At 27.4% G+C, this 21,621-nt stretch carries 18 protein-coding genes; 10 read left to right on the forward strand and 8 right to left on the reverse strand.

Going from position 1 to position 21,621, the window contains the following annotated elements; genetic code table 11:
- Positions 1-15: 15 nt before the first annotated feature.
- Positions 16-1,962 (reverse strand): NAD-dependent DNA ligase LigA, encoded by a 1,947-nt coding sequence (gene ligA / locus ACRYA_RS04065; protein WP_105917523.1) that lies wholly within the window; start codon positions 1,960-1,962, stop codon positions 16-18.
- A 138-nt stretch (positions 1,963-2,100) separates the two neighbouring features.
- Here ligA and ACRYA_RS04070 point away from each other — a divergent pair, with 138 nt between their 5' ends.
- Positions 2,101-4,125: a methyl-accepting chemotaxis protein gene (locus ACRYA_RS04070; protein WP_165786087.1), complete on the forward strand. Its 2,025-nt coding sequence runs from the start codon at positions 2,101-2,103 to the stop codon at positions 4,123-4,125.
- A gap of 11 nt (positions 4,126-4,136) precedes the next feature.
- Here the strand turns inward: ACRYA_RS04070 and ACRYA_RS04075 are convergent, their stop codons facing one another.
- Genes ACRYA_RS04075 through ACRYA_RS04085 form a run of 3 tightly spaced genes read right to left on the reverse strand, consistent with a single transcriptional unit; the run spans position 4,137 to position 7,196 of the window.
- Positions 4,137-5,315: a glutathionylspermidine synthase family protein gene (locus ACRYA_RS04075; RefSeq protein ID WP_105917521.1), complete on the reverse strand. Its 1,179-nt coding sequence runs from the start codon at positions 5,313-5,315 to the stop codon at positions 4,137-4,139.
- Position 5,316: 1 nt separating this feature from the next.
- Positions 5,317-5,952 carry a UPF0323 family lipoprotein gene (locus ACRYA_RS04080; protein WP_105917520.1) on the reverse strand — a complete coding sequence of 212 codons (636 nt, stop codon included), beginning with the start codon at positions 5,950-5,952 and terminating at the stop codon, positions 5,317-5,319.
- Between the two features lie 2 nt (positions 5,953-5,954).
- The gene (locus ACRYA_RS04085) at positions 5,955-7,196 is read right to left on the reverse strand and encodes a DEAD/DEAH box helicase (RefSeq protein WP_228199782.1); all 1,242 of its coding nucleotides are present in this window, start codon (positions 7,194-7,196) and stop codon (positions 5,955-5,957) included.
- A 317-nt stretch (positions 7,197-7,513) separates the two neighbouring features.
- On the opposite strand from ACRYA_RS04085, the gene ACRYA_RS04090 reads away from it, so the two are divergent.
- Genes ACRYA_RS04090 through ACRYA_RS04105 form a run of 4 tightly spaced genes read left to right on the forward strand, consistent with a single transcriptional unit; the run spans position 7,514 to position 14,301 of the window.
- Positions 7,514-10,078, forward strand: coding sequence for a TolC family protein (locus tag ACRYA_RS04090; protein ID WP_105917519.1), 2,565 nt, complete (start codon positions 7,514-7,516; stop codon positions 10,076-10,078).
- A 19-nt stretch (positions 10,079-10,097) separates the two neighbouring features.
- Positions 10,098-12,263 (forward strand): type I secretion system permease/ATPase, encoded by a 2,166-nt coding sequence (locus ACRYA_RS04095; protein WP_105917518.1) that lies wholly within the window; start codon positions 10,098-10,100, stop codon positions 12,261-12,263.
- Entirely contained in the window at positions 12,260-13,678 is a 1,419-nt protein-coding gene (locus ACRYA_RS04100) for an HlyD family type I secretion periplasmic adaptor subunit (RefSeq protein WP_105917517.1), read from the forward strand. Before ACRYA_RS04095 ends, ACRYA_RS04100 begins: the two co-directional genes overlap by 4 nt.
- 26 nt (positions 13,679-13,704) lie before the next feature.
- Entirely contained in the window at positions 13,705-14,301 is a 597-nt protein-coding gene (locus tag ACRYA_RS04105) for a helix-turn-helix transcriptional regulator (protein ID WP_105917516.1), read from the forward strand.
- A gap of 29 nt (positions 14,302-14,330) precedes the next feature.
- On the opposite strand, the gene ACRYA_RS04110 is transcribed toward ACRYA_RS04105, so the two are convergent.
- A complete protein-coding gene (locus ACRYA_RS04110) occupies positions 14,331-15,125 on the reverse strand; it encodes a shikimate dehydrogenase (RefSeq protein WP_105917515.1) in 795 nt (264 codons plus the stop codon).
- 23 nt (positions 15,126-15,148) lie between these two features.
- Entirely contained in the window at positions 15,149-15,760 is a 612-nt protein-coding gene (locus tag ACRYA_RS04115) for a class I SAM-dependent methyltransferase (RefSeq protein WP_105917514.1), read from the reverse strand.
- Positions 15,761-15,820: 60 nt separating this feature from the next.
- Here ACRYA_RS04115 and pgeF point away from each other — a divergent pair, with 60 nt between their 5' ends.
- From pgeF to brnQ, 4 genes are read left to right on the forward strand one after another with little or no spacing between them, the layout of a single operon-like run.
- A complete protein-coding gene (gene pgeF, locus ACRYA_RS04120) occupies positions 15,821-16,498 on the forward strand; it encodes a peptidoglycan editing factor PgeF (protein WP_105917513.1) in 678 nt (225 codons plus the stop codon).
- Positions 16,499-16,553: 55 nt separating this feature from the next.
- Positions 16,554-17,387 (forward strand): formyltetrahydrofolate deformylase, encoded by an 834-nt coding sequence (gene purU / locus ACRYA_RS04125; RefSeq protein ID WP_105917512.1) that lies wholly within the window; start codon positions 16,554-16,556, stop codon positions 17,385-17,387.
- Positions 17,387-17,857 carry a tRNA (cytidine(34)-2'-O)-methyltransferase gene (locus ACRYA_RS04130; RefSeq protein WP_105917511.1) on the forward strand — a complete coding sequence of 157 codons (471 nt, stop codon included), beginning with the start codon at positions 17,387-17,389 and terminating at the stop codon, positions 17,855-17,857. The genes purU and ACRYA_RS04130 overlap by 1 nt, the downstream gene beginning before the upstream one ends.
- A complete protein-coding gene (brnQ, locus tag ACRYA_RS04135; RefSeq protein WP_105917510.1) occupies positions 17,858-19,153 on the forward strand; it encodes a branched-chain amino acid transport system II carrier protein in 1,296 nt (431 codons plus the stop codon). It abuts the gene before it with no gap.
- Here the strand turns inward: brnQ and ACRYA_RS04140 are convergent.
- Both ACRYA_RS04140 and ACRYA_RS04145 read right to left on the reverse strand, forming a co-directional pair.
- A complete protein-coding gene (locus tag ACRYA_RS04140) occupies positions 19,143-19,376 on the reverse strand; it encodes a hypothetical protein (RefSeq protein ID WP_105917509.1) in 234 nt (77 codons plus the stop codon). The two genes, brnQ and ACRYA_RS04140, sit on opposite strands and share 11 nt — an antisense overlap.
- Positions 19,363-21,123 carry a Na/Pi cotransporter family protein gene (locus ACRYA_RS04145; protein WP_165786086.1) on the reverse strand — a complete coding sequence of 587 codons (1,761 nt, stop codon included), beginning with the start codon at positions 21,121-21,123 and terminating at the stop codon, positions 19,363-19,365. Before ACRYA_RS04145 ends, ACRYA_RS04140 begins: the two co-directional genes overlap by 14 nt.
- A gap of 122 nt (positions 21,124-21,245) precedes the next feature.
- On the opposite strand from ACRYA_RS04145, the gene ACRYA_RS04150 reads away from it, so the two are divergent.
- Entirely contained in the window at positions 21,246-21,617 is a 372-nt protein-coding gene (locus tag ACRYA_RS04150; RefSeq protein ID WP_105917508.1) for a hypothetical protein, read from the forward strand.
- Positions 21,618-21,621: the final 4 nt, after the last annotated feature.

Genomic DNA, 21,621 nt, shown 5'->3' on the forward strand with positions numbered 1-21,621 from the left:
TATTTATAAAATTGATTATAGTTTTGAATACATCTGATCTTCTGTTAAAATTTCAATTCCAAGCTCTATAGCTTTATCATATTTGCTTCCAGCATCTTCACCATATATTAAAAAGTCTGTTTTTTTAGATATGCTAGAGCTTACTTTTGCTCCTAAATTTTCCAAAAATAGTTTTATTTCATCTCTACTTTTGCTCATCGTTCCAGTTATAACCACTGTTTTGTTTTTAAATAGATTATCTTTTGCTTCTTCTTTTATAGTTACTTTTGGTTTTAAAATATCAAAAAGTTTTAAAACAAATTCACGATTTACTCTAAAAAACTCTAAAAATGAGTTTGCCATTTGTTCACCAATTCCATCTATACTTATAAGATCTTCAAATGAAATGTCTACCAAATTTAAACCAAATTTACTACAAATAGATTTTGAAGCAACTTCACCAATATGCTCAATTCCCAAAGCTGTAAGAACTCTATATAGCTCACTATTTTTTGAGTTTTCTATAGCATTTAAAAGATTGTTTATCTTTTTTTCTTTAAAACCTTCAAGGTTTTCTAAATCTTCATATTTTAAAGAGTATAAATCTAAAATATCAAAAATCTTTTTTTCATTTACTAAAAATTCTACTATTTTATCTCCTAATCCATCTATATTTAGACAGTTTTTACTAGCAAAATATATGATAGAGTTTACAACTCTTGATGGACAATCAAGATTTTGACACTTAATCATAATATCTTCTATTAATAGTTCACTAGAACAATCAGGGCAAATAGTTGGTTTTAAAATTTCTTTTTCATTTCCAGTTCTTCTATCTTTTAAAACCTTTGTAATTTTTGGAATTACATCTCCACTTCTTATTATTATTATCTCATCACCAATTTTTAAATCAAGTCTTTTTATCTCATCAAAATTATGTAAAGTAGCACGTTCTACATTTGCACCTTCAATTAAAACTGGTTCAACTATTGCAACAGGTGTTACAACTCCTGTTCTTCCAACTTGTAAAATAATATCTTTTAATTTTGTAGTTTTTTCTACTGCTGGGAATTTATATGCACATGACCATCTTGGAAATTTTTGAGTAAAACCTAAATCTTGTTGAGTTGAAATATCATCTATTTTTATAACCATTCCATCTAAAAGCATAGGAAAAGTATCTCTTTTTTTTATCATATTTTCATATAATTTTTTTATATCATTTATCTCTTTTACTAAAGTTTGCATAGGAGTTTTTACAAATCCTAAAGAGAATATATAATCCATCATTTGAGATGTTTTTTCAAAATTTAAACTATTTTGACCAACTCCCCAAGCATTAAAAAATAGTTTTCTTTTTGAAGTAATAGAAGAATCAAGTTGTCTTAAACTTCCAGCTGCTGCATTTCTTGGATTTGCAAAAGTTGCTTCTTTATTTTTTAATCTTTCAATATTTATAGTTTCAAAATCACTTTTTTTTATTACAACTTCACCTCTTATTTCAATAAGAGATTTTTCACTAATTTCTAAAGGTATAGATTGTATTGTCATTGCATTTTGTGTAACATCTTCTCCTATTTCCCCATCACCTCTAGTAATTGCTTGTTTTAAAATACCATTTTCATAAATAAGATTTAAAGATGCGCCATCAAATTTTGGCTGACAAAAAAACTCTAAATTTTCACCAACCTTAGAAGCTCTTTTTATCCAATCTTCAAGCTCTTTGTCATTAAAAACATCTTCTTGTGACCACATACGACTTAAATGATTTGCTTTTTTAAATCCTTTCAAAACAGCTCCACCAACTCTTCTATTTGGTGAATTTGGATCTATTAAATTTGGGTTTTTATTTTCAAATTCTAAACACTCTCTTGCTAATTTATCATACTCTTCATCGCTTGCTATTGGTTCATCATCAACATAATAAGCCTTTGCCCAAGATATTAATTTTTCTATATTTCTTTCATATTCTTCTTTTGTCATATTTTATCTTTTCTATAAATTTTGAGTAATATTGTATCATTTTTTGCTAAGCAATATCTAAAAATACATTATTTGTTATAGTTTAATTATTTAATTATGTTATATTTAATTTTCATAAAAACACAAAGGGGAGATACAATGGAAGGCTTAAATTTTAGTATTGCAAAAAAGATGATGCTATTTGCTGTCGTTATTTTTGTGACAATTTTTATTACAGGACTTTTGAAGTTTAACAATCTTTTAAACACAGAAAAGAACTTTAATATATTTAAAGATAGGGCAGTTGCTGGTAAATTTTATGTTTTAGAAGTTGAAAGAGAATTAAACTTCGTAGCTAGAAATTCAAGAGATATTATGCTTGGAAATGCTTACGAAAATAATATAAAGAATTTAGAGAAGAGTAGGGAAAATATTATAAAATCTTTTGATGGTTTACTTCAAACTTCTCAAAATGAAGCTGAAAAAAATGTTGTTTTGGAAGTAAAAAAAACAGTACTTGATTTTATAGAAGATGGATATAAAAAGATGAAATCTCTTGAAAATGTTGATAGAACTCCAGAAGTTTTAGCAGCAATGTATCAAGCTTATAAAAAAGATGCAACACCACTTGCAAATAAAAGTAGGGAAAATTTCTCTAAGCTTATTAAAGAGAAAGAAGAAGATTATACAGTTCAATCAGAACTTTACAACAAGCAGATGAAAGGTTTGAAAAATATTATAATTATTGAGTCTTTAGTTATTATTTTAATAGTTATTTTGTCTTTATTGCTTTTATCAAGAGATATTATTAAATCGTTAAATAAGTTCAAAAAAGGGCTTACTTCGTTTTTTGACTTTATGAATAAACACAACTCAAAAGTTGAGTATATAGATATTCAAAATAGTGATGAATTTGGAGCTATGGCAAAAGTTGTAAATGATAATATAAAGATTATAGAAAATAGAACTTTAGAAGATAAAAAACTTATAGATGATGTTTTTGTTGTTGTAAATAGAGTTAAACATGGATATTACAGCCAGTTAATAAAAGAAGATACTTCAGATGAGATTTTGTCTACATTAAAAGAGAGTATAAATGATATGATAAGTTCTACAAAACAAAACTTTATACAAGTAAACAATATCTTAGAAGAGTATGTAAAATATAACTATAGAGAAGAGTTAAAGTTAGATGGAATTGAAAAAAGTGGAGTTTTTGAAGCCTTAATAAATAATATTAATCAACTAAGAAGTGCTATAAATGATATGCTTAAAAAAGATAAACTAAATGGTCTTATTTTGGATAAATCTTCAAATGAGTTGTTGGTAAATGTTGATAAATTAAACAATAGTTCAAATGATGCAGCAGCAAGATTAGAGGAGACAGCAGCTGCATTAGAAGAGGTTACAAGCAGTATTGCAAATTCAAATAATAAAATAAATGAGATGTCAAATATTGCAAAAAATGTTACAAATGCTGCATCTTTGGGGCAAGATTTGGCAAATAAAACTGCTTTATCTATGGATGAGATAAATATTCAAGTAAACTTAGTAAATGATGCCATTTCAGTAATTGACCAAATAGCATTCCAAACAAATATTCTAAGTCTAAATGCAGCAGTTGAAGCTGCAACTGCTGGAGAAGCAGGGAAAGGGTTTGCAGTTGTTGCTCAAGAGGTGCGAAATCTTGCAAGTAGAAGTGCAGAAGCTGCAAAAGAGATAAAAAATATAGTTGAAAGTGCTACATCAAAAGCAAATGATGGGAAACAAATAGCAAGTAGTATGATTGATGGATATAAAGGTTTAAATAACTCTATAAATCAAACTATTTCATTAATACAAGATATAACAAGCTCTTCAAAAGAGCAACAAAGAGGTGTTGAGCAGATAAACGATGCTGTTTCATCTTTAGACAAACAAACTCAAGAGAATGCAAATATTGCTAGAGTTGCTAGTGATATTGCAGGAGAAGCTTCTTCTATGGCTAAAAAAATACTTGAAAATGCAAACTCAAAAGAGTTTTCTGGTAAAAATAGTGTTGAAGATGATTTTGTAAAAATGTTTAAAAATGGTAAAAAAGATAATCTTTCAAATATAAATAATAGTGAAAATAAAGTAGAAAAAATAGAAAACAAAAAAGTAGAAGATACTAAAATAAGTTCAGATGAGTGGGAGAGTTTTTAAACTCCCACTTTTTATTTAATAATATGTCCAACAAATTTTGACATATTATTTAATATCTTTCCACCTCTTCTAAATCCTAAAGCGCAAGCTTCATAAGAGTAGAAAACTCCAGCTTGATAAAACTCACCATTTTCATCTTTTGGAAACTCTACATACTCTTGATAAATTGGCTTATGTCCTTCATAATCACCATTAGTTTCTATATCTGTTGAACCATCTTGATTTATGATTTTTACATTTTCTCCCTCTCTTCCAAAGGCTCTTTTTTCTACATATTTTTTACCTTTTAGTGGCTCAAAAGATGTTTCAAGTAAAAGTGGATGATTTGGATATAAATCCCATAAAATCTTCATAAATGCTTTTGATTGGAAGATTAATGTATAGGCAGGATTAAATATAATAGCTTTTTTCTCTTTTATTATTTCAGTTAAAAGCAAAGCTAAATCACTCTCTTCAATACCAATATTTTCCCAAGGAATTAGTTTAAACCAAAATTCAAAAAGCTCATCATTTTTGAAAATACCATCATCACTAAAAGAGATATTTTCAATAAATTCAAAATCAGTGTTAAATCCAGCTTCTTGTGCAATATGCTCTAATAGCTTTGTAGTATTTATATCTTCACTTGAAGTTGAAATACTAGAAAATAGTATTTTCCAACCAAGTTGTGAGTAATATTCATCAAATTTCTCTATATCACTATTTAGTGTTATTATTCTTTTAAAATTATCTTTTATTGCATCGTAAAGATTGTTAAATTGTGCTGCTTCATCTAAACTATTTTGTTTTAGCATTGCCCACTGAATAATTGCAGTTTCAAAAAGTGAAGTTGGTGTATCTGCATTGAACTCAATTAGTTTAATTGGTTTCCCATCTATTCCACCAGCTAAATCAAATCTTGAGTACAAATGCCAATGAACATCATTTTCCCAAGACTCCTTTACAAGATCTACTAGATTAAAAGGGATATTTAGTTCATGAAAAAATTCATTATCTATTACAAATTGAGCAGCTTCAACAAACATATCATAAAGTTCATTTGTTGCTTCATAGTAAGCATTTGCTTCATTTTCAGATATTACAACTAAGCTATCAGAAATATATGAACTCTCATCACTATCTGTGTGCCAAGTAAAGCCAATACTTTCTAAATATTCAGGTGTTAGTGCTTCTAATTTTTCTAATTTCATATCAACCTCCTGTACTTTGAGTTGTAGATTTAGTAGTATTATTGCTTTGGCTTGAATTTTGATTATTTCCACCAAAAAAACCACTTTGTTTTCCAGCTCCAGCTGAACTTGATGGTTTATTAAATGAACTTTGAGATTTACTATAAGTTTGTGGAGATTTATATTGAGCTGCTTTTTGGTTTTGGAAGTTTTGATTATTAAATAGTTTATTACCAAGCCAAGAACCTATCATGGCTCCTGCTATTGAAGATAGTAAAACTCCACCAAGACCCATTCCTCCACTACTCATTTCTGGATTTGTAAGAGCTGATTTTCCAGCATCTATTTTTGACTCTTCTTCTTTAACAAGTTTATCAATCTCTTCTTGTGATAAAATTCTTTCAGTACCATCTGGATTTCTAAGAACTATTGTAGTTTTTGCTGCTGGAAATTCATCTGCTATTTTGTAGCTTCCATCACTACCTTTTTCTACTACAACAAAAGCTCCCTCTTGTTGACTAGCATTTGTAAAAGCTCCATTTGACTGATTATTTTGGTTTGAGTTATCATTGCAAGCATTTAATCCTAAAATCAAAAATGTAGCAAGACCACCTTTTTTTGCTAACTCTTTTAATGTTTTGATATTTTTATTTTGCATTTTTATCCTCTCTTTGTTGTTTTTCTAAATTTAGTCTTATTTGGTTTTTTACTTTTTGTTTTATCTTTACTTTCTCTTTGTTTTGAATCAAATTTTTTATCTTTTATAGATTTTTTTTCTCTTATTTTTGTTCGTGGTTTTTTCTCTTTTGTAGCAAAGCCTTCAAGCTCAACTCTAGGAATTTTAAGTAATAACTCTTTTTCTATTTCTGCCATAAGTTGATAATCTCTTACACTTAAAAGTGTTATAGCAACTCCATCATTTCCAGCACGTGCAGTTCTTCCAACTCTATGCGTGAAGTCATTTATTGTTTCAGGTAGAGCAAAATTGATTACACAAGGAAGATTTTCAATATCAATTCCTCTTGCTGCAATATCAGTACAAACTAAAACTCTAAGTTCTTTTTCTTTAAATTTTCTCAATGCCAAAGCTCTTGAACTTTGTCTTACATCTCCGTGGATACAAGATGCTTTTAATCCATCAAGGTTTAAATTTTTTACTAAATCATCGGCTTCTAGTTTTCTATTTACAAAAACTAATGCTTGAGATATATTTTTTGAACCTATTAAATATGAAAGAAGTTCGCTTTTTTTATCTTCATCCACAAGAACTATTTGGTGTTCAATTTTTTCAACATGATCTCTTTGATTTGTAACTTCAATTACAACAGGTTCTTTTAAAAACTCTTTTGCAAGTTTTTTTACTGTTGAATTTATTGTTGCACTAAACATTGAAATTTGCCTATTTTTTCCAATATGTGGCAAAATTTGTTCAACTTCTTCTAAAAATCCCATGTCAAGCATTGTATCAAGCTCATCAATTACAACTCTTTGCACACTTGAAAGATTTATAGTATTATTTTTTATATGTTCAAGTAATCTTCCTGTTGTAGCAACAGCAATATCAACTCCATTATTTAGTTTTTTTTCTTGGTCTTTTATTGAAATTCCACCAAAAATAGCAACTTTTTTAATATCAATATATTTTGAATAATCATCAACTGCATTTGCTATTTGTTTTGCTAGTTCTCTTGTTGGAACTAAGATTAAAGCCCTTAAAACACTATTTTGTTTTTTCTCGTTTGTTATTTCGCTATCTTTTTCATTTATTAAATCTTCTAAAATAGGAAGTAAAAATGCACAACTCTTTCCTGTTCCACTCTTTGCAACTCCTATGATATCTCTTTTGCTCAATGCAACAGGAATTGCTTTTTCTTGAATAGCAGTTGGGGTTGTGTATCCCAAATCATCAACTGCTTTTAAAATATTTTCATTTAGTTTTAAGTTTTGAAAAGTTTTTATAAAAAATCCTTTGGTAAAAAATATTATATATTGTAGCGAAGTTGAAATTAGATTTAAGTTTAGTATCTATTTTTTTACTAAATTTAATAATAATTAATATTTTAAAAAATTATTTATGTCTATAAAATCTTTATAAATCGAATAATAAATATTATATTCTTATAAAATAATATTTCTAGATATTTTAAGTAAAAAAACAAATTGTTTTTGCTACTATTTCGGCTATAAATTGGATATGAAAATAATTAGGAGAGAGAGTTATGAATGTTAAAAAAGTTATTTTAAGTATGGTTACAGCTACTTGCTTATTTTCTATAAATTTAAATGCTTTAACTTTAAAAGAGACTTTAAATGAAGTTTTAGATACAAATCCAGTTGTTCAAGAGAGGCTTAAAAACCTAAATGAAACTAGAGAAGATTTAAATATTGCAAAATCTGAATGGCTACCATCTTTAGATTATAGAGGAACTATTGGAAGAAATAATAGTGGTGATTTAAAAGATAGCGGAAATTCTAGTTTTAACCATACTGTAAGAGATAGTTCATACTCTCATTATACAAACTCATTAAAACTTACACAAAATATTTTCAATGGTTTTAGTACAACTGAAAAAATAAATTATCAAGAAGCTAGACTTTTCGGAGCTGCTTATCACTATTTAGAAAATGCAAATGATATATCATTTAATATGACACAAGCTTATATTGATCTTTTAAGAAGTTATCAACTATTGCAAAATGCAAAAGATAATGTTGTAATAAACAAAAAAATATATGAAGATGTACAATCTCTTTATGATCAAGGGCTTACAACAAAATCAGAGATGACAAAAATATATGCATCTTTATCTTTGGCAAATTCAAATATGGTTGTTCAACAAAACAACACTATGGATAAAGAGTTTAAATTTAAAAGACTTTATGGAAGAAGTATAAATGTAGGAACTCTTGAAGTTCCAAAACTAGACCTTGCAATGCCTGAAAGTAAAGCAAGAGCTACAATGATAGCAATACAAAATAATCCTTCAATGATTGTAAGTAGTTATAATATAAAAGGTGCTCAAGCACTTTATAGAGAGAAAAAAAGTAAATTTATGCCTAGTGTTGATATAGAAGCCGAACAAATGTTTAATGACTACACAAAAGACAATGGCTTTGATAGTGCTGATGATAGACAAAGAATTTATGCTGTTTTAAATTGGAATTTATTTAAAGGTGGAGCTCATAGTGCTGATTTACAAAAAAGTAGAAGTACAATAAATAAAGAACTTGAGCTTCAAAGAGATTTAAAAAGACAAACAATAGAGAGTTTAGAACTTTCATGGAGTGCATATGAAATGCTAGGAAAACAACTAACTGAACTATATAAATATTATGAATATTCAGAAGAGACTCTTTCTAGTTACCAAAGTGAATATGAAATGGGAAGAAGAACACTTCTTGATCTTTTATCGGCTCAAAATGACCTAATAAGCTCTAAAGCACAAATTATAAATGCACAAATGGATAGACTTTTTGCACAATATAGAATTTTAGATGCTATGGGAATGCTTGTTAGTTCAGTTTTAGATGATAAGGATTATGCAAAAATTATAAAAACAACTACAAATCCGCTTGATTTGGCAAAAGATGAAATTCCTGTATTGTTGGATATTGATAACGATAAAGTTGTAGATCATCTTGATATTTGTGATAACTCTGTTGTAGGAAACAATGATATTGGACCTGATGGTTGTAATAAAGAGAAAAAAGATAGTGATTTTGATGGAATTAGTGATGATAAAGACAAATGTCCAGATACTCCATTTGGTGCAGTTGTAGGAGCAGATGGTTGTCCTGTTGGAACTGAAAATAAATTTAATATGACAAGTGGAGAGTATATAAATAGTGTTTTAGCTTATGGTGAAGATAGTCCAAAAAAATCTGAAAAACTTGGACTTTATGACTATGAGTTTAATGTTGCAGCAAATAAAAATATTGCATCTACAACACTAGATAAGCATTTAATGTACGATGATTTTGCTATGATAAAAAGATTTGACTTTGTAAATATGAACAACAAAGATGAAGCAAAAATAGATGAAATGGCAAAAAATCTTAAAGAGTACAATGGTACAAACGCAGTTGTAACTTTAATAGGAAATACAAGAGCTACAAAAAATAAAGAAGCAAGTTTCGATAAAGGTTTAGAATATGCAAACTCTCTTAAAGCCCAACTTGTAAAAAAAGGTGTAGATGAAAAAATAATAGTTACTCAATCAAGAGCTGATTTTGATAGAACATATACTCAAACAGTTAGAGGTGATAGAAGTTTAAATGATGTTGTTGTAGCAGCTTTATATGTTCCAAAATCTTCAAATACAAACAATGATAGTGATAATGATGGAGTTATAAATGAACTTGATGAGTGTCCAAATACTCCAAGTGGTCAAATGGTAAATGAAAAAGGCTGTGCAAATAGTATTAATCTTCAAGTACTATTTGAAAATGATTCAGATAAAGTAATAGGAAGTAGTTTAGAAAAAGTTAAAGCTTTTGCTAATTATTTATTAGAAAATAATGATTTTGAAGCTAGTATTGTAGGACATGCGAGTCAAAGTGCAAATGAAAGTAATAAAAACAGTTATAAAAATAGTGCGAAATACAATTTAGAACTATCTTTAAAAAGAGCAGAAGCTATTAAAAATATTTTAGTTCAAAATGGTGTTCCATCTTCAAGAATTACAGCTACAGGAAAAGGTTTTGAAGAGCCAATAATGAGTAATGATACAGAAGATGGAAGAACGGCTAATAGAAGAATAGAGGCTATTTTAGTAAAAAAATAAAAAATTAGGACATAAGTTAATGATAAATAAAAGTTTACGTAAGAATGATACTTTGTTGGACTCTTTAGTTCTTTACACTAGGCTTTTTCATAAGCCGTTTTCTGCTGAGTCTTTACTTCAAGGCTTACCACTTGGTAATAATGAAGCAGATCAGCTCCTATTTTCAAAAAATAGCTCTAAATCTATGTTTAGTAGAGCAGCTGCTAGAGCTGGTCTTAAGACAACTATTGTTGAAAAACCAATCAAAGATATTTTAAATATACAACTTCCTGTAATACTACTTTTATCAAATGAAAATAGCTGTATTTTGGACTCTTTTAATGAAGATAGAACAAAAGCAAAGATTATTTTTGCTGGAATTGATGATCCTCTTGAAGAGTGGGTTGAGGTGCAAAAGCTTGAATATGAGTATTTAGGCTATGCTTTTATGCTTAAAAAAGTTTATGAATATGAAGAAGATAATGGTAAAAAAACTCTAGCAATTGATAATCAAAAACACTGGTTTTGGAGTACTTTAGGATTTTCAAAAAATATTTATATTGATTGCATAATAGCTTCAATTTTAATAAACCTTTTTGTTCTTGCAACTCCACTTTTTACTATGAATGTTTACGATAGAGTTATTCCAAATAATGCACAAGAGACACTTCTTGTTTTTACTATTGGTATTGTTGTTGTATTTATTCTTGATGCAGTTCTAAAGTTTATTAGAACCTATTTTCTAGAAATGGCTGGGAAAAAAAGTGATATCATAATGTCTTCAATTATTTTTGAAAAAGTTTTAGATATGAAACTAAGTGAACACCCAAAGTCTGTTGGAAGTTTTGCAAATAATCTTAAGAGCTTTGATAGTATAAGAGGTTTTTTAACAAGTTCTACTTTGACTGTATTAATTGATTTTCCATTTGCTATTTTATTTTTAATAGTAATTGGATATTTAGGTGGTTTTTTGGTGATAGTTCCAATTTTTATTATTATGTTAATTATAATTTATGCAAAAATAATAAAAGACCCACTTAAAAAAAGTATTGAGGCAACTTATGAAGCAAGTGCAAAGAAAAATGGTATTTTAATAGAGAGCTTAAATAATATTGAAACAATAAAAGCTCAAGGAATGGCTGGAAATGTTCAGTACTCTTGGGAAGAATCAACTGGTGAAATAGCAAATAAGGGGCTTAAATCAAAACTAATATCTGCTTCTATTCCTACAGTTACAGGTCTTTTGACTGGATTAAATACAGTGTTAATTGTTGTTTTTGGAGTTTATTTAATTCAAGATTTCCAACTTACAATGGGAGGTTTAATTGCTACTATGATTTTATCAGGTAGAGCAATTGCACCTATGGGGCAAATAGTTTCACTTATTACGAACTATGAAGATACTAAACAATCTTTTAAAATGTTGGATGATATTATAAATAAACCACAAGAAAGACCAATGTCTAAAGAGTTTGTAAAAAAAACAAGCTTAAATGGAAACATTGAGTTTAGAAATGTAAGTTTTAGATACCCCAATAGTGAATCTTATGCTTTACGAAATGTAAGTTTTAGTATAAAAGAGGGTGAAAAAGTTGCTTTTATTGGAAGAATTGGAAGTGGAAAATCAACTATTGCAAAACTTATTTTAAAACTATATGAACCAGAAGAAGGAACTATTTTAATAGATGGTATAGATATAGCTCAAATAGATCCAGCTGATTTAAGAAAAGGGATTAGTTATGTTCCACAAGATATTCATCTTTTTGGAGGAACAATAAAACAAAATATTTTAGGAATTCATAAATTTATAGATGATGAGTGGATGTTAGAGTGTTCAAAAATGAGTGGAACAGATGAGTTTGTAAGGATGCATCCTTCTGGTTATGATATGCCTTTAGGTGAAAGAGGTGCTGGTTTAAGTGGAGGGCAACGACAAAGTGTAGGAATTGCAAGAGCTTTAATAAATAACTCAGATATTTGGATGTTTGATGAACCTACAAATGCTATGGATCAGATGAGTGAAAGTATAGTTTTAAATAATTTAATGAGTAAAGTAGAAGGAAAAACACTACTTTTAGTTACTCAAAAGATGAGTATGGTAGATTTAGTTGATAGAATTATTGTTATGAATTTTGGTACTAAAGTTTTAGATGGTCCAAAAGATGAAATTATTGATAAACTTGGTAATAGTGGTGAAAAACAATGAATAAAATAAAGAATTTTTTAAATAGTCCAGAAATAAATAGATTAAAAGAAATTTTTAAACTATTCAATGATAAAGATAACTTAAAACTTCCAAAAACTCCATTAAATAAAAATGATTATGAGTATATGAAGAGTTTAAGTTCTGCTGTTGTTTTTAGCTCATCAAAAAAACTGCACTGGGTTTTAATATCTTTTTGTATTACAATATTTTTATTTATTACTTGGGCTGCTTTTGCAGAAATTGATGAAATAGCAAGAGGAAGTGGAAAAGTTGTTCCAAATGGTCAAAATCAAATAGTTCAAAATCTTGAAGGTGGAATTGTTCAAGAGATTTTAGTAAAAGAGGGTGATATAGTTGAAAAAGACCAAGTATTGATTAGAATTTCAAACGAAAAAGGTACAAGTACAGCTATGTCAAATGAGATAAAGTCTTATTATCTACAAGCTCAAATTCAAAGATTAGAAGCAGAGTTAAAACGAGCCCCTTTTGAATATACTAAAGGTGAAAATCAAGAGTTAAATGAGTTTTTAGATAATGAAAACCAACTGTATATAACAAATCAAAAGCAGTTAGAGTCAAAAATATCTATATTAAAAGAGCAGATAAAACAAAAAGAAAATGACTTAAAAGATGCAAAACAGACTATTGAACATATGAAATTTAGTGTGGGTGCTATCTCAAAAGAGGTAACTATGACTAAACCAATGGTTGAAAGAGGTATTAGATCTCAAGTTGATTTTTTAAAGTTACAAAGAGAAGAGAGTGAGGCTAAAAATAAACTTCAAAGCGTTATTTTATCTGTTGATAAAATTAACTCTGAGATTTTAGAGTTAAATAAAAAAATAGATGAGACAAATGAGATAAATGATGCAACAGTAAGAGAGAAATTAAATGAAGCAATTAATAATCTTAAAGATGCTGAAGCAAATAAATTAGCTTCAAGTGACCAAGTTGCAAGAACAGTTGTAAAATCTCCTTCAAATGGGATTGTGCAAAAACTACATATAAATACTGTTGGTGGAAGTATTAAACCTGCTCAAGATTTATTAGAAATAGTTCCTACCGATAGTAATTTAATAGTTGAAGTAAAGATTTTGCCAAAAGATATAGCATTTATATATCAAGGGCAAAAGGCTATTGTTAAATTTTCAGCATTTGATTTTTCTATTTTTGGTGGACTTGATGGACATGTAATAAATATAAGTCCAGATACAATAGTTGAAAAAGATGAAAAAACTTTTTATATTGTAAGAATTGAAACAGAGAAGAACTATATAGGTGATGAGAAAAATCAAAAACATATTATTCCAGGTATGATAGCAGATGTTGATATTTTAACTGGGAAAAAATCTGTTCTTGATTATATTTTAAAACCAATATTAAAAACAAAAACATATACATTTACAGAGAGATAATATTAAAAAATAGGGGGTATTTGAGTATGAAAAAAGTTTCTTTATATACAAATCTAAAGATTGATTATGAAAAAATGAAAAATGGCCTTGTTGATTATGATTTAAAAAATATAGAAAATAGGGAAGAGTTACTTACTTTAAAAGATAATATTGTTATCATAAATACTTCTGTAAATCTTGAAAAAGAAGAAGAAACTATTGAAATATTACTAGAAAATAGAAATAAAATTCTAATAATTGAGAGTAGTCCAAAACTTATAAATGCTCAAAACTGGCTACTTTTAGGTGTTCATGGCTATGGAAATAGTATGATGAATGATATTTATCTAAAATCCGCTATTGATGCAATAAGCAACGGTTTAATATGGCTAATTCCAGATATAACTATGGAGATTTTAAATAAACTAAATAGTGCTATTTTAAGAGAAAAGGATGTTTTAAATCATCTATCAAAAGCTGAACAACAAGTAGCATTATTGTTAAAAGATGGATACTCAAATACAAAAATTAGTGAAGAGTTAAAGCTTTCTATAAATACAGTAAAAACACATATAAAAAATATCTATTTAAAGCTTGATGTAAAAGATAGATTTTCATTTGTTAATCTTCTAAATAAGAACTAAAAAGTCTATTTTTTAAATAGACTTTTTTACTATTCTTTCAAACCTTGTCTCATAGCTTCAATTACCATACTATTGGCTTTTGACTTAGTAAAAAGTTCAAAGGCTAAGACACCTTGAAATAAAAGCATATCTTCTCCATCTTTAATTTCATTATTAAAACTTTTTGCCAAGGCTAAAAATGGAGTTATTTTTCCATAAATACAATCAAAAGCAAATGATGACTTACTTAGAATATTTTCAAGTAGTTCTTTAGGAGTTGGCAATAAATCATCTTTTAAACCAGCACTTGTTGAGTTTACAATTAAATCAAACTTTTCATTTTTAAAATCAAAATCTTCAAAACTAAAAGCTTTTATACCGTTGTTTTTAAAAAATTCTAGTTTATCTTTGCTTCTATTTAAAACTACTACATCAATATTTTTTTCTTGTAAAACCAAAGATATAGCTTTTGAAGTTCCACCAGCACCTAAAACTAAAACTTTTTTTATATTACCAAAGCTTTCAATTGCTTTTAAAAATCCAGGTGCATCTGTGTTGTAGGCTACAACTTTTTCATCTTCCATAATATAGGTATTTACAGCTTCTATTTTTTGTGCAATTCCTCTTACAATATCGGCTTGTTTAAAAGCTATCTCTTTGTGTGGGACAGTTATATTTGCACCACAAAAACTATTTTTTATAAATTCTTCTTTTATATTGTTTCCATTTTCTAAGTGAAATTTCTCATAAAAAGCATCAAAATTTAAGTACTTAAATCCTGCATTTTGCATTTGTGGAGATTTCGAGTGAGCAACTGGATTGCCAAATATACAAAATTTTTTCATTTTATTTATTGCCTTTTTTATAATTAAAGTTTTTTTGCATAAAAATTAAATATAGGAAAATCTCCATTATCTCTTTTATAAACAAAAACTCTCTCAAAAATGAAGTTAGAAAAACCAACTTTTTGAGAAATTTTCTCAAGCTCTTTTTGTGTAAATCCAAAGTGAAAAACTCCTTCATTATTATATTTTTTGTGAAAAGTTCCATCTTCTTTTTCCAAATCATTGATACACAAAAAACCACCATTTCTTAAAGCTTTAAAACTTTTTTCAAAAAATATTTCAAGATTTTCTATATGATGAAGTGACATTGAAATAACTATCAAATCAAAGCAGTTTTCTCCTAAATTATCATTTAAAATATCATGCTTTTTTGCTTTTATATTTGTAAGATTTCTATTTTTTGCTTTTTTATTAAACTCTTCAACCATACCAATTGAGCTATCAAGACCTAATACTTGATTGTTTTTTTCTACTAAATCAAAGGCTATAAGACCAGTTCCACAGCCATAATCCAAAATATCTTTTATATTTTTAAAATCTATATTATTTTTTAAATGGTTTATACAAGCTTCAGATTTTTCAAGACTTACATTTTTTTTGTCCCAATCTTTTGCTCTTTCATCGAATCTGCTCAAAATTTATCCTTAAAGATTTTTTGGCTAAATTATACCAAAAGCAAATAAAAAGAAGAGAAGATGAAAAATAGAGTTTTTTACACTTTTACAGATAAAAATGATGGTAATTTAGCATTTCATGTGGAAGATGATGAAATAAATGTAATCAAAAATAGACAAAATCTAGCTTTAAAATTAGCTTATAAAGACGAAAATTTAGTTTACATGAATCAAGTTCATGGTGCAAATATTATAGTTGTAGATGAAAATAGTCCTAAGTTAATAGATGATTGTGACTCAATAATTACAAGATGCAAAAATCTTCCACTTATGGTTATGGTTGCTGATTGTATTCCTATTTTGATGTTTGATGACAAACAAGGAGTAATTGCAGCCATTCATGCTGGAAGAAACTCTACTTTTTTAGAAATTTCAAAAAAAACAGCTGAAGTTTTTATTGAAAATTTTTCTTCAAATCCAAAAGATATAAGGATTGTTTTGGGAGCTTCTATTCAAAAGTGTTGTTATGAAGTTAGTGATGAGTTATCAAAAATAGTAGAAAACTCCTTTGGAAAAGAGTTTGTAGAAAATAATCATATAGATTTACAAGGAATAAATAAAAAACAGTTAAATGATTTAGGAATAAAAAATATAGAAATCTCAGATATTTGTACAAAATGTGGAAATAAACCATACTTTTCATATAGAAAAGATAAAAAAACTGGAAGATTTGCTGGAATAATTATTTTAAAAGATTAACTATAATTAATAAAATGGTAAAATCTAGGTTTTAAGTTTTAAAGATTGGATAAAAATGGACGAATATATATTAAAAATTTCTACAAAAGATGAAAAAGGACTTATTTATAATATCTCTAAAGTTCTTTTTGCAAATAATTTAAATATTGACCAAAACGCCGAATATGTAGATGAACAAACAAATGAGTTTTTTATGAGAAGTTTAATTAGCGGGAAAGTTATGCAAACTATTTTACAAAAAGAGTTAAAAGAGGTTCTGCCAGATGGTGCAAAAATAACTTTAAATAAAAATACAAAAAAAGATGTTGTTCTTCTTGTTACAAAAGAGAGCCATGTTTTAGGTGATTTACTTATAAGATACAGCTCAAATGAGCTAAATGCAAATATCAAAGCAGTTATTGGAAATCATGAAGATTTAAGAAATTTAGTTGAAAAATTTGATATTCCATTTTTTTGTATAAGTGCTACAAATTTGAGTAGAGATGAACATGAAAGAGCGGTTTCACAAAAAATTGATGAGTTTAATCCAGAGATTATAGTTTTGGCAAAATATATGAGAATACTATCTTCACAGTTTGTAGAAAAATATGAAGGAAAAGTTCTAAATATTCATCACTCTTTTTTACCTGCATTTATTGGAGCAAATCCATATAAACAAGCGTTTGAAAGAGGTGTTAAAATTATTGGAGCAACTGCACATTATGTAACAAATGATTTAGATGAAGGTCCAATTATTTTTCAAGATGTTGTAAGAGTTGATCACTCTTATAGTTGGGAAGATATGCGAAATGCTGGTAGAAATGTTGAAAAAATAGTACTTTCAAATGCCTTTGAACTACTTTTAAATGATAGAGTGTTTATTCATAAAAATAAAACGGTGATTTTGTAGTGTTTAATATTGTACTTCATGAACCACGAATGCCTGGAAATGTAGGAACAATTGGAAGAACGGCTGTTGCTTTGAAATGTAAACTTCATTTGATAAAACCTTATGGATTTGGAGATATTACTGAAAAAGAAGTTAGACGTGCTGGACTTGATTATTGGAAAGATTTAGAACTTTTTGAGTATGAAAATATAGAGGATTTTTGGGCAAAAAATCCATTTTCTAGTAGGCATTTTTTTGCTACAACAAAGACAAAACAGCTATATTTTGAAGCAAAATTTGAAGTAGGGGATTATATATATTTTGGAAGAGAAGATGCTGGACTTCCACAATATATTTTAGATAAAAACAAAGAGACTTGCATCACAATTCCTATGGCAAAAATTGCAAGAAGTTTGAATCTTTCGAACTCTGTATCTATTGTTTGTTATGAAGCTTTAAGACAAAATTATATAAATTTTGAGGCTATTTAAATGAAAACATCTAACATAACAAGAGATACTTTAATTTTAGGTTTTGCAATTTTTTCTATGTATTTTGGTGCTGGAAATATTATTTTTCCACCATATTTGGGTTTAATTAGTTCTAGTGATTGGAAAATATCATTTTTTGCATATTTCTTAGCTGATATTGGATTTGCTACATTTGCTATGTTTGCTTTACTTAAAGTTGGTGGAAATGTAGATAATTTAACTTCTAAATTAGGAGCAATAAACGGAAAAATACTTATGGCAATAACTATTTTATGTATTGGTCCATTAATAGCACTTCCAAGAACAGGAGCTGTAACTTATGAAATGCTAGTAGTTCCCTATTTTGGAGCTAGCACTTTAAACTCTTTAATCGCATCTATAATTTATTTTGGTTTAATTCTCTTTTTTACATTAAGACCAACTTCTATGATTGAAATATTAGGAAAGGTATTATCTCCTTTACTATTTTTATCTTTAATTATTTTAATAATAAAAGGAATTTTCACACCAATTGGAGAGATATCACAAAACACTACAAATGATAGACTCTTTTTTGATGGTCTTCTTTTGGGGTATCAAACTTTAGATATTTTAGCAGCTTTGGCATTTGGAATTATTATTATAAAGATATTAAAAACAAAAGGTTATACAAATAAAAAAACAAACTTTAAAATAGTTGGTTTTGCATCTTTAATTGCTGCTTTTGGAATAATGCTTGTATATTTTGGATTGACATATCTAGGAGCAACATCTAGTTTAGTTTATGAAAATGATATTGAAAAAGTAACACTTTTAAATAATATAATATTCCAACTTTTTGGAAGCAATGGAGCTATTATTTTAGCATTTGTAGTATTTCTGGCTTGTTTTACAACAGGAGCTGCACTTGTAAGTGTAACTGCTGAATATTTCTCAAAAGTAAGCCAAGGAAGATTTAGTTATAAAAAATTAGTTATTATTACATCTATTTTTGCAATAATTGTTACAAACTTCGGACTAGAAACTATAATCAACTTAGCAGCTCCAATTTTATTTATAGTATATCCAGCGGCTATTATTTTAGTTATTTTGGCATTTTTTGATAACTATATAGATAATTTAAATATCTATAAATTTTCAAGCTTTGGAGCAATTGTTTACTCAATTTTTGAACTTGTATCAAATAGTTATTTCAAATTATCTTTTATGGAAAATATTCCACTATCAAAAGAGGGTTTAGGATGGATTTTACCAGCTATATTTTTTGGTTGTGTAGGTTTTTTAATTAAAAGTAAAAGAGTTCGTTCTAAAGTATAGAACGGCTCTTTTTAAGAACTTTTGAAACAGCATTATACTTTTTTTCTAGCTCAACTCTTTTTTTAATATTATCTTTATCTATAGTTTTTAATTCATCTTTTATTTTGCTTTTTTTATTTTCAAGCTCTTCTATTATATTTAAAAGTTTCTCTTCTTGAGAAACTTTTAGATTATCTTTTTCTAAATACTTTTTTACTTTATCAACAATTTTACTTAGTTTCATTTTCATCTCCTATTTGTTTAACTATACCATCATTTAAGAATAAAATATTAGCAACTTTTACAAGTTTTTTCTGAATAGAGTAACCTGTAGCACTATCATTCATATATGAAGTTGCCATTGTTGCTTTTATCTTATCTTCCCTTATGAGTGCATCTAGCTCTTCACTACTTGCTAAATCATTTTGCGCTAACTCAGTTTTTATAAGTTCTAGTTGAGTTAATTGGTCTGAATCATTTTCTAAACTTGAAAGAGTATTTATATCTATTAACATTTCTGCTAACTCTTTTCTTAGAATATTATACTCTTCTTTAATATACTCATTTTTACTTTTTAAATAAAAGTTTACATTTCTTTGAATATCTCTTGTATCTCTTAAAACCTCTACGAGTAAAACAGCTGCACGTTTAAGTTCATCAGTTTTTTTGTGTTGAAAATCAAACATATTTTCTTGTGCAAAAGATGAGAATTTTATAATTTCACTATAAAGAGATTTTAAGTTTTTTTGATAAATTTCATCAATATCTGTGTCTATAATAGTTAATTCTTTTGATAATTGAACTTTTAAAGTTTCTCTTGTAAGTCCTGTTGTATGTATATTTAAAGCATGTAACATAGCTTTTTGACAATTTTCATATAGATTTATAATCTCTTTTCTCAAAGCTGCTAAAGAGGCATCAGGGTTTGATAAAACAGATGGATTAAGATATTTTGGTTTTGAAGCAGAAGATACCTTTTTTTGGATTAACTTTTCTGATAATTTTACTAACAAAGATATTGCTGGAGTTAATAAAATAACTCCAGTTACAGAAAAAATAGTATGAAAAAGTGCTAGTTTCATACCATGATTTGTATCACTAACTCCTAAAAATGGTGCTATAAAATCTGTTAAATCTATAAATTGATAGATAAAAATAGTTATAAATGTGGCTGAAATTATATTAAATAAGAAGTGAATAAGAGCAACTCTTTTTCCATTTTCATTTGAAGCAAATGAGGCTAAAATTGTTGTAAGTGTTGTACCAACATTTGCTCCAATAGCCAAAGCTATTGCATTTACATAAGTAATACTATCTGCATTTAAAGCTGTAATAACAATAGCTAAAGTTGCAGCACTTGATTGTATAACAACAGTAATAAAAATTCCAATTAAGATATAAACAATAATTCCTAAATATCCTTCCATTGAGTAAGATGCCAAATCGATAGAATTTTTCATAATATCGAAACCATCTTTCATGTATGAAATACCAAGGAAAATAAATCCTAAACCTAAAAGAACATTTCCAGTACCTTTTACTCCATTTGATTTAAAAAATCTTAAAACAACTCCAAAAACAAGCATAGGAAAAGCATAAGTTGAAATTTTTACATCAACTCCTAAACTTGAAACTATCCAAGCTGTAGTTGTACTTCCTATGTTTGAACCAAAAACAATACCAACTGCTTGAACTAAAGTAAGAAGTTCAGCACTTAAAAAAGATACAACAATTAAAGTAATAATTGTTGAACTTTGAACCACTGAAGTTGATAAAAATCCAGTCATAATAGCATAAAGAGTATTGCTAGTAAACTTTTCTAGAAGTTTCTCTAAAACACCACCTGATAGTTGTTTGAAACCATCTTGCATAAAAAACATACCAATTATAAAAATAGCGATTCCACTTAAAATAACAGTGAAATTTTCATCAGCAATAACTACATACCCTAAAAGTAATAAGAAAAAAGGAATAGCAGCACTTTTTAACAAATTAATTCTCCTTGTGAATTTTGTATTGATTTGATTGTATCTAAAAGTAAATTAATGTTAATAAGCAAGATTTAGTTAAAATATTTACTAAAAAAATCTATATTTTTGGGAATTATTAATTAATGTATGAAAAATATAAAAAAGAGTTGTCGTTAGCAAAAAATAAACTTTTAACAATTGATTTCTTTTTAGAAAAAGATAGTGATTGTATTGCAACTTTTGGAAATGGAACTACATGGAAAATAGATTTTAATGGTAAATGGTATGACAATTATAGTTATATTAGTATAAGAAATGAGTCAAGTTCTGATAATATTTTAGGTCAAAAAGGTGTTCCTATTTGGATGCTAATAAAAATTTTTGGTTTAGATTCAAAAAATTTAACAATAGAAGAGAAGCTTGATTTTATAATAAATCATAGGAATAAAATTTTTGATGAAACTTTTCAATACAAAAGAATATATGACAATATTAGAAAAAATATAGAAGGATAAAAGT

Source organism: Aliarcobacter cryaerophilus ATCC 43158 (genome assembly GCF_003660105.1).
Lineage (GTDB): Bacteria > Campylobacterota > Campylobacteria > Campylobacterales > Arcobacteraceae > Aliarcobacter > Aliarcobacter cryaerophilus.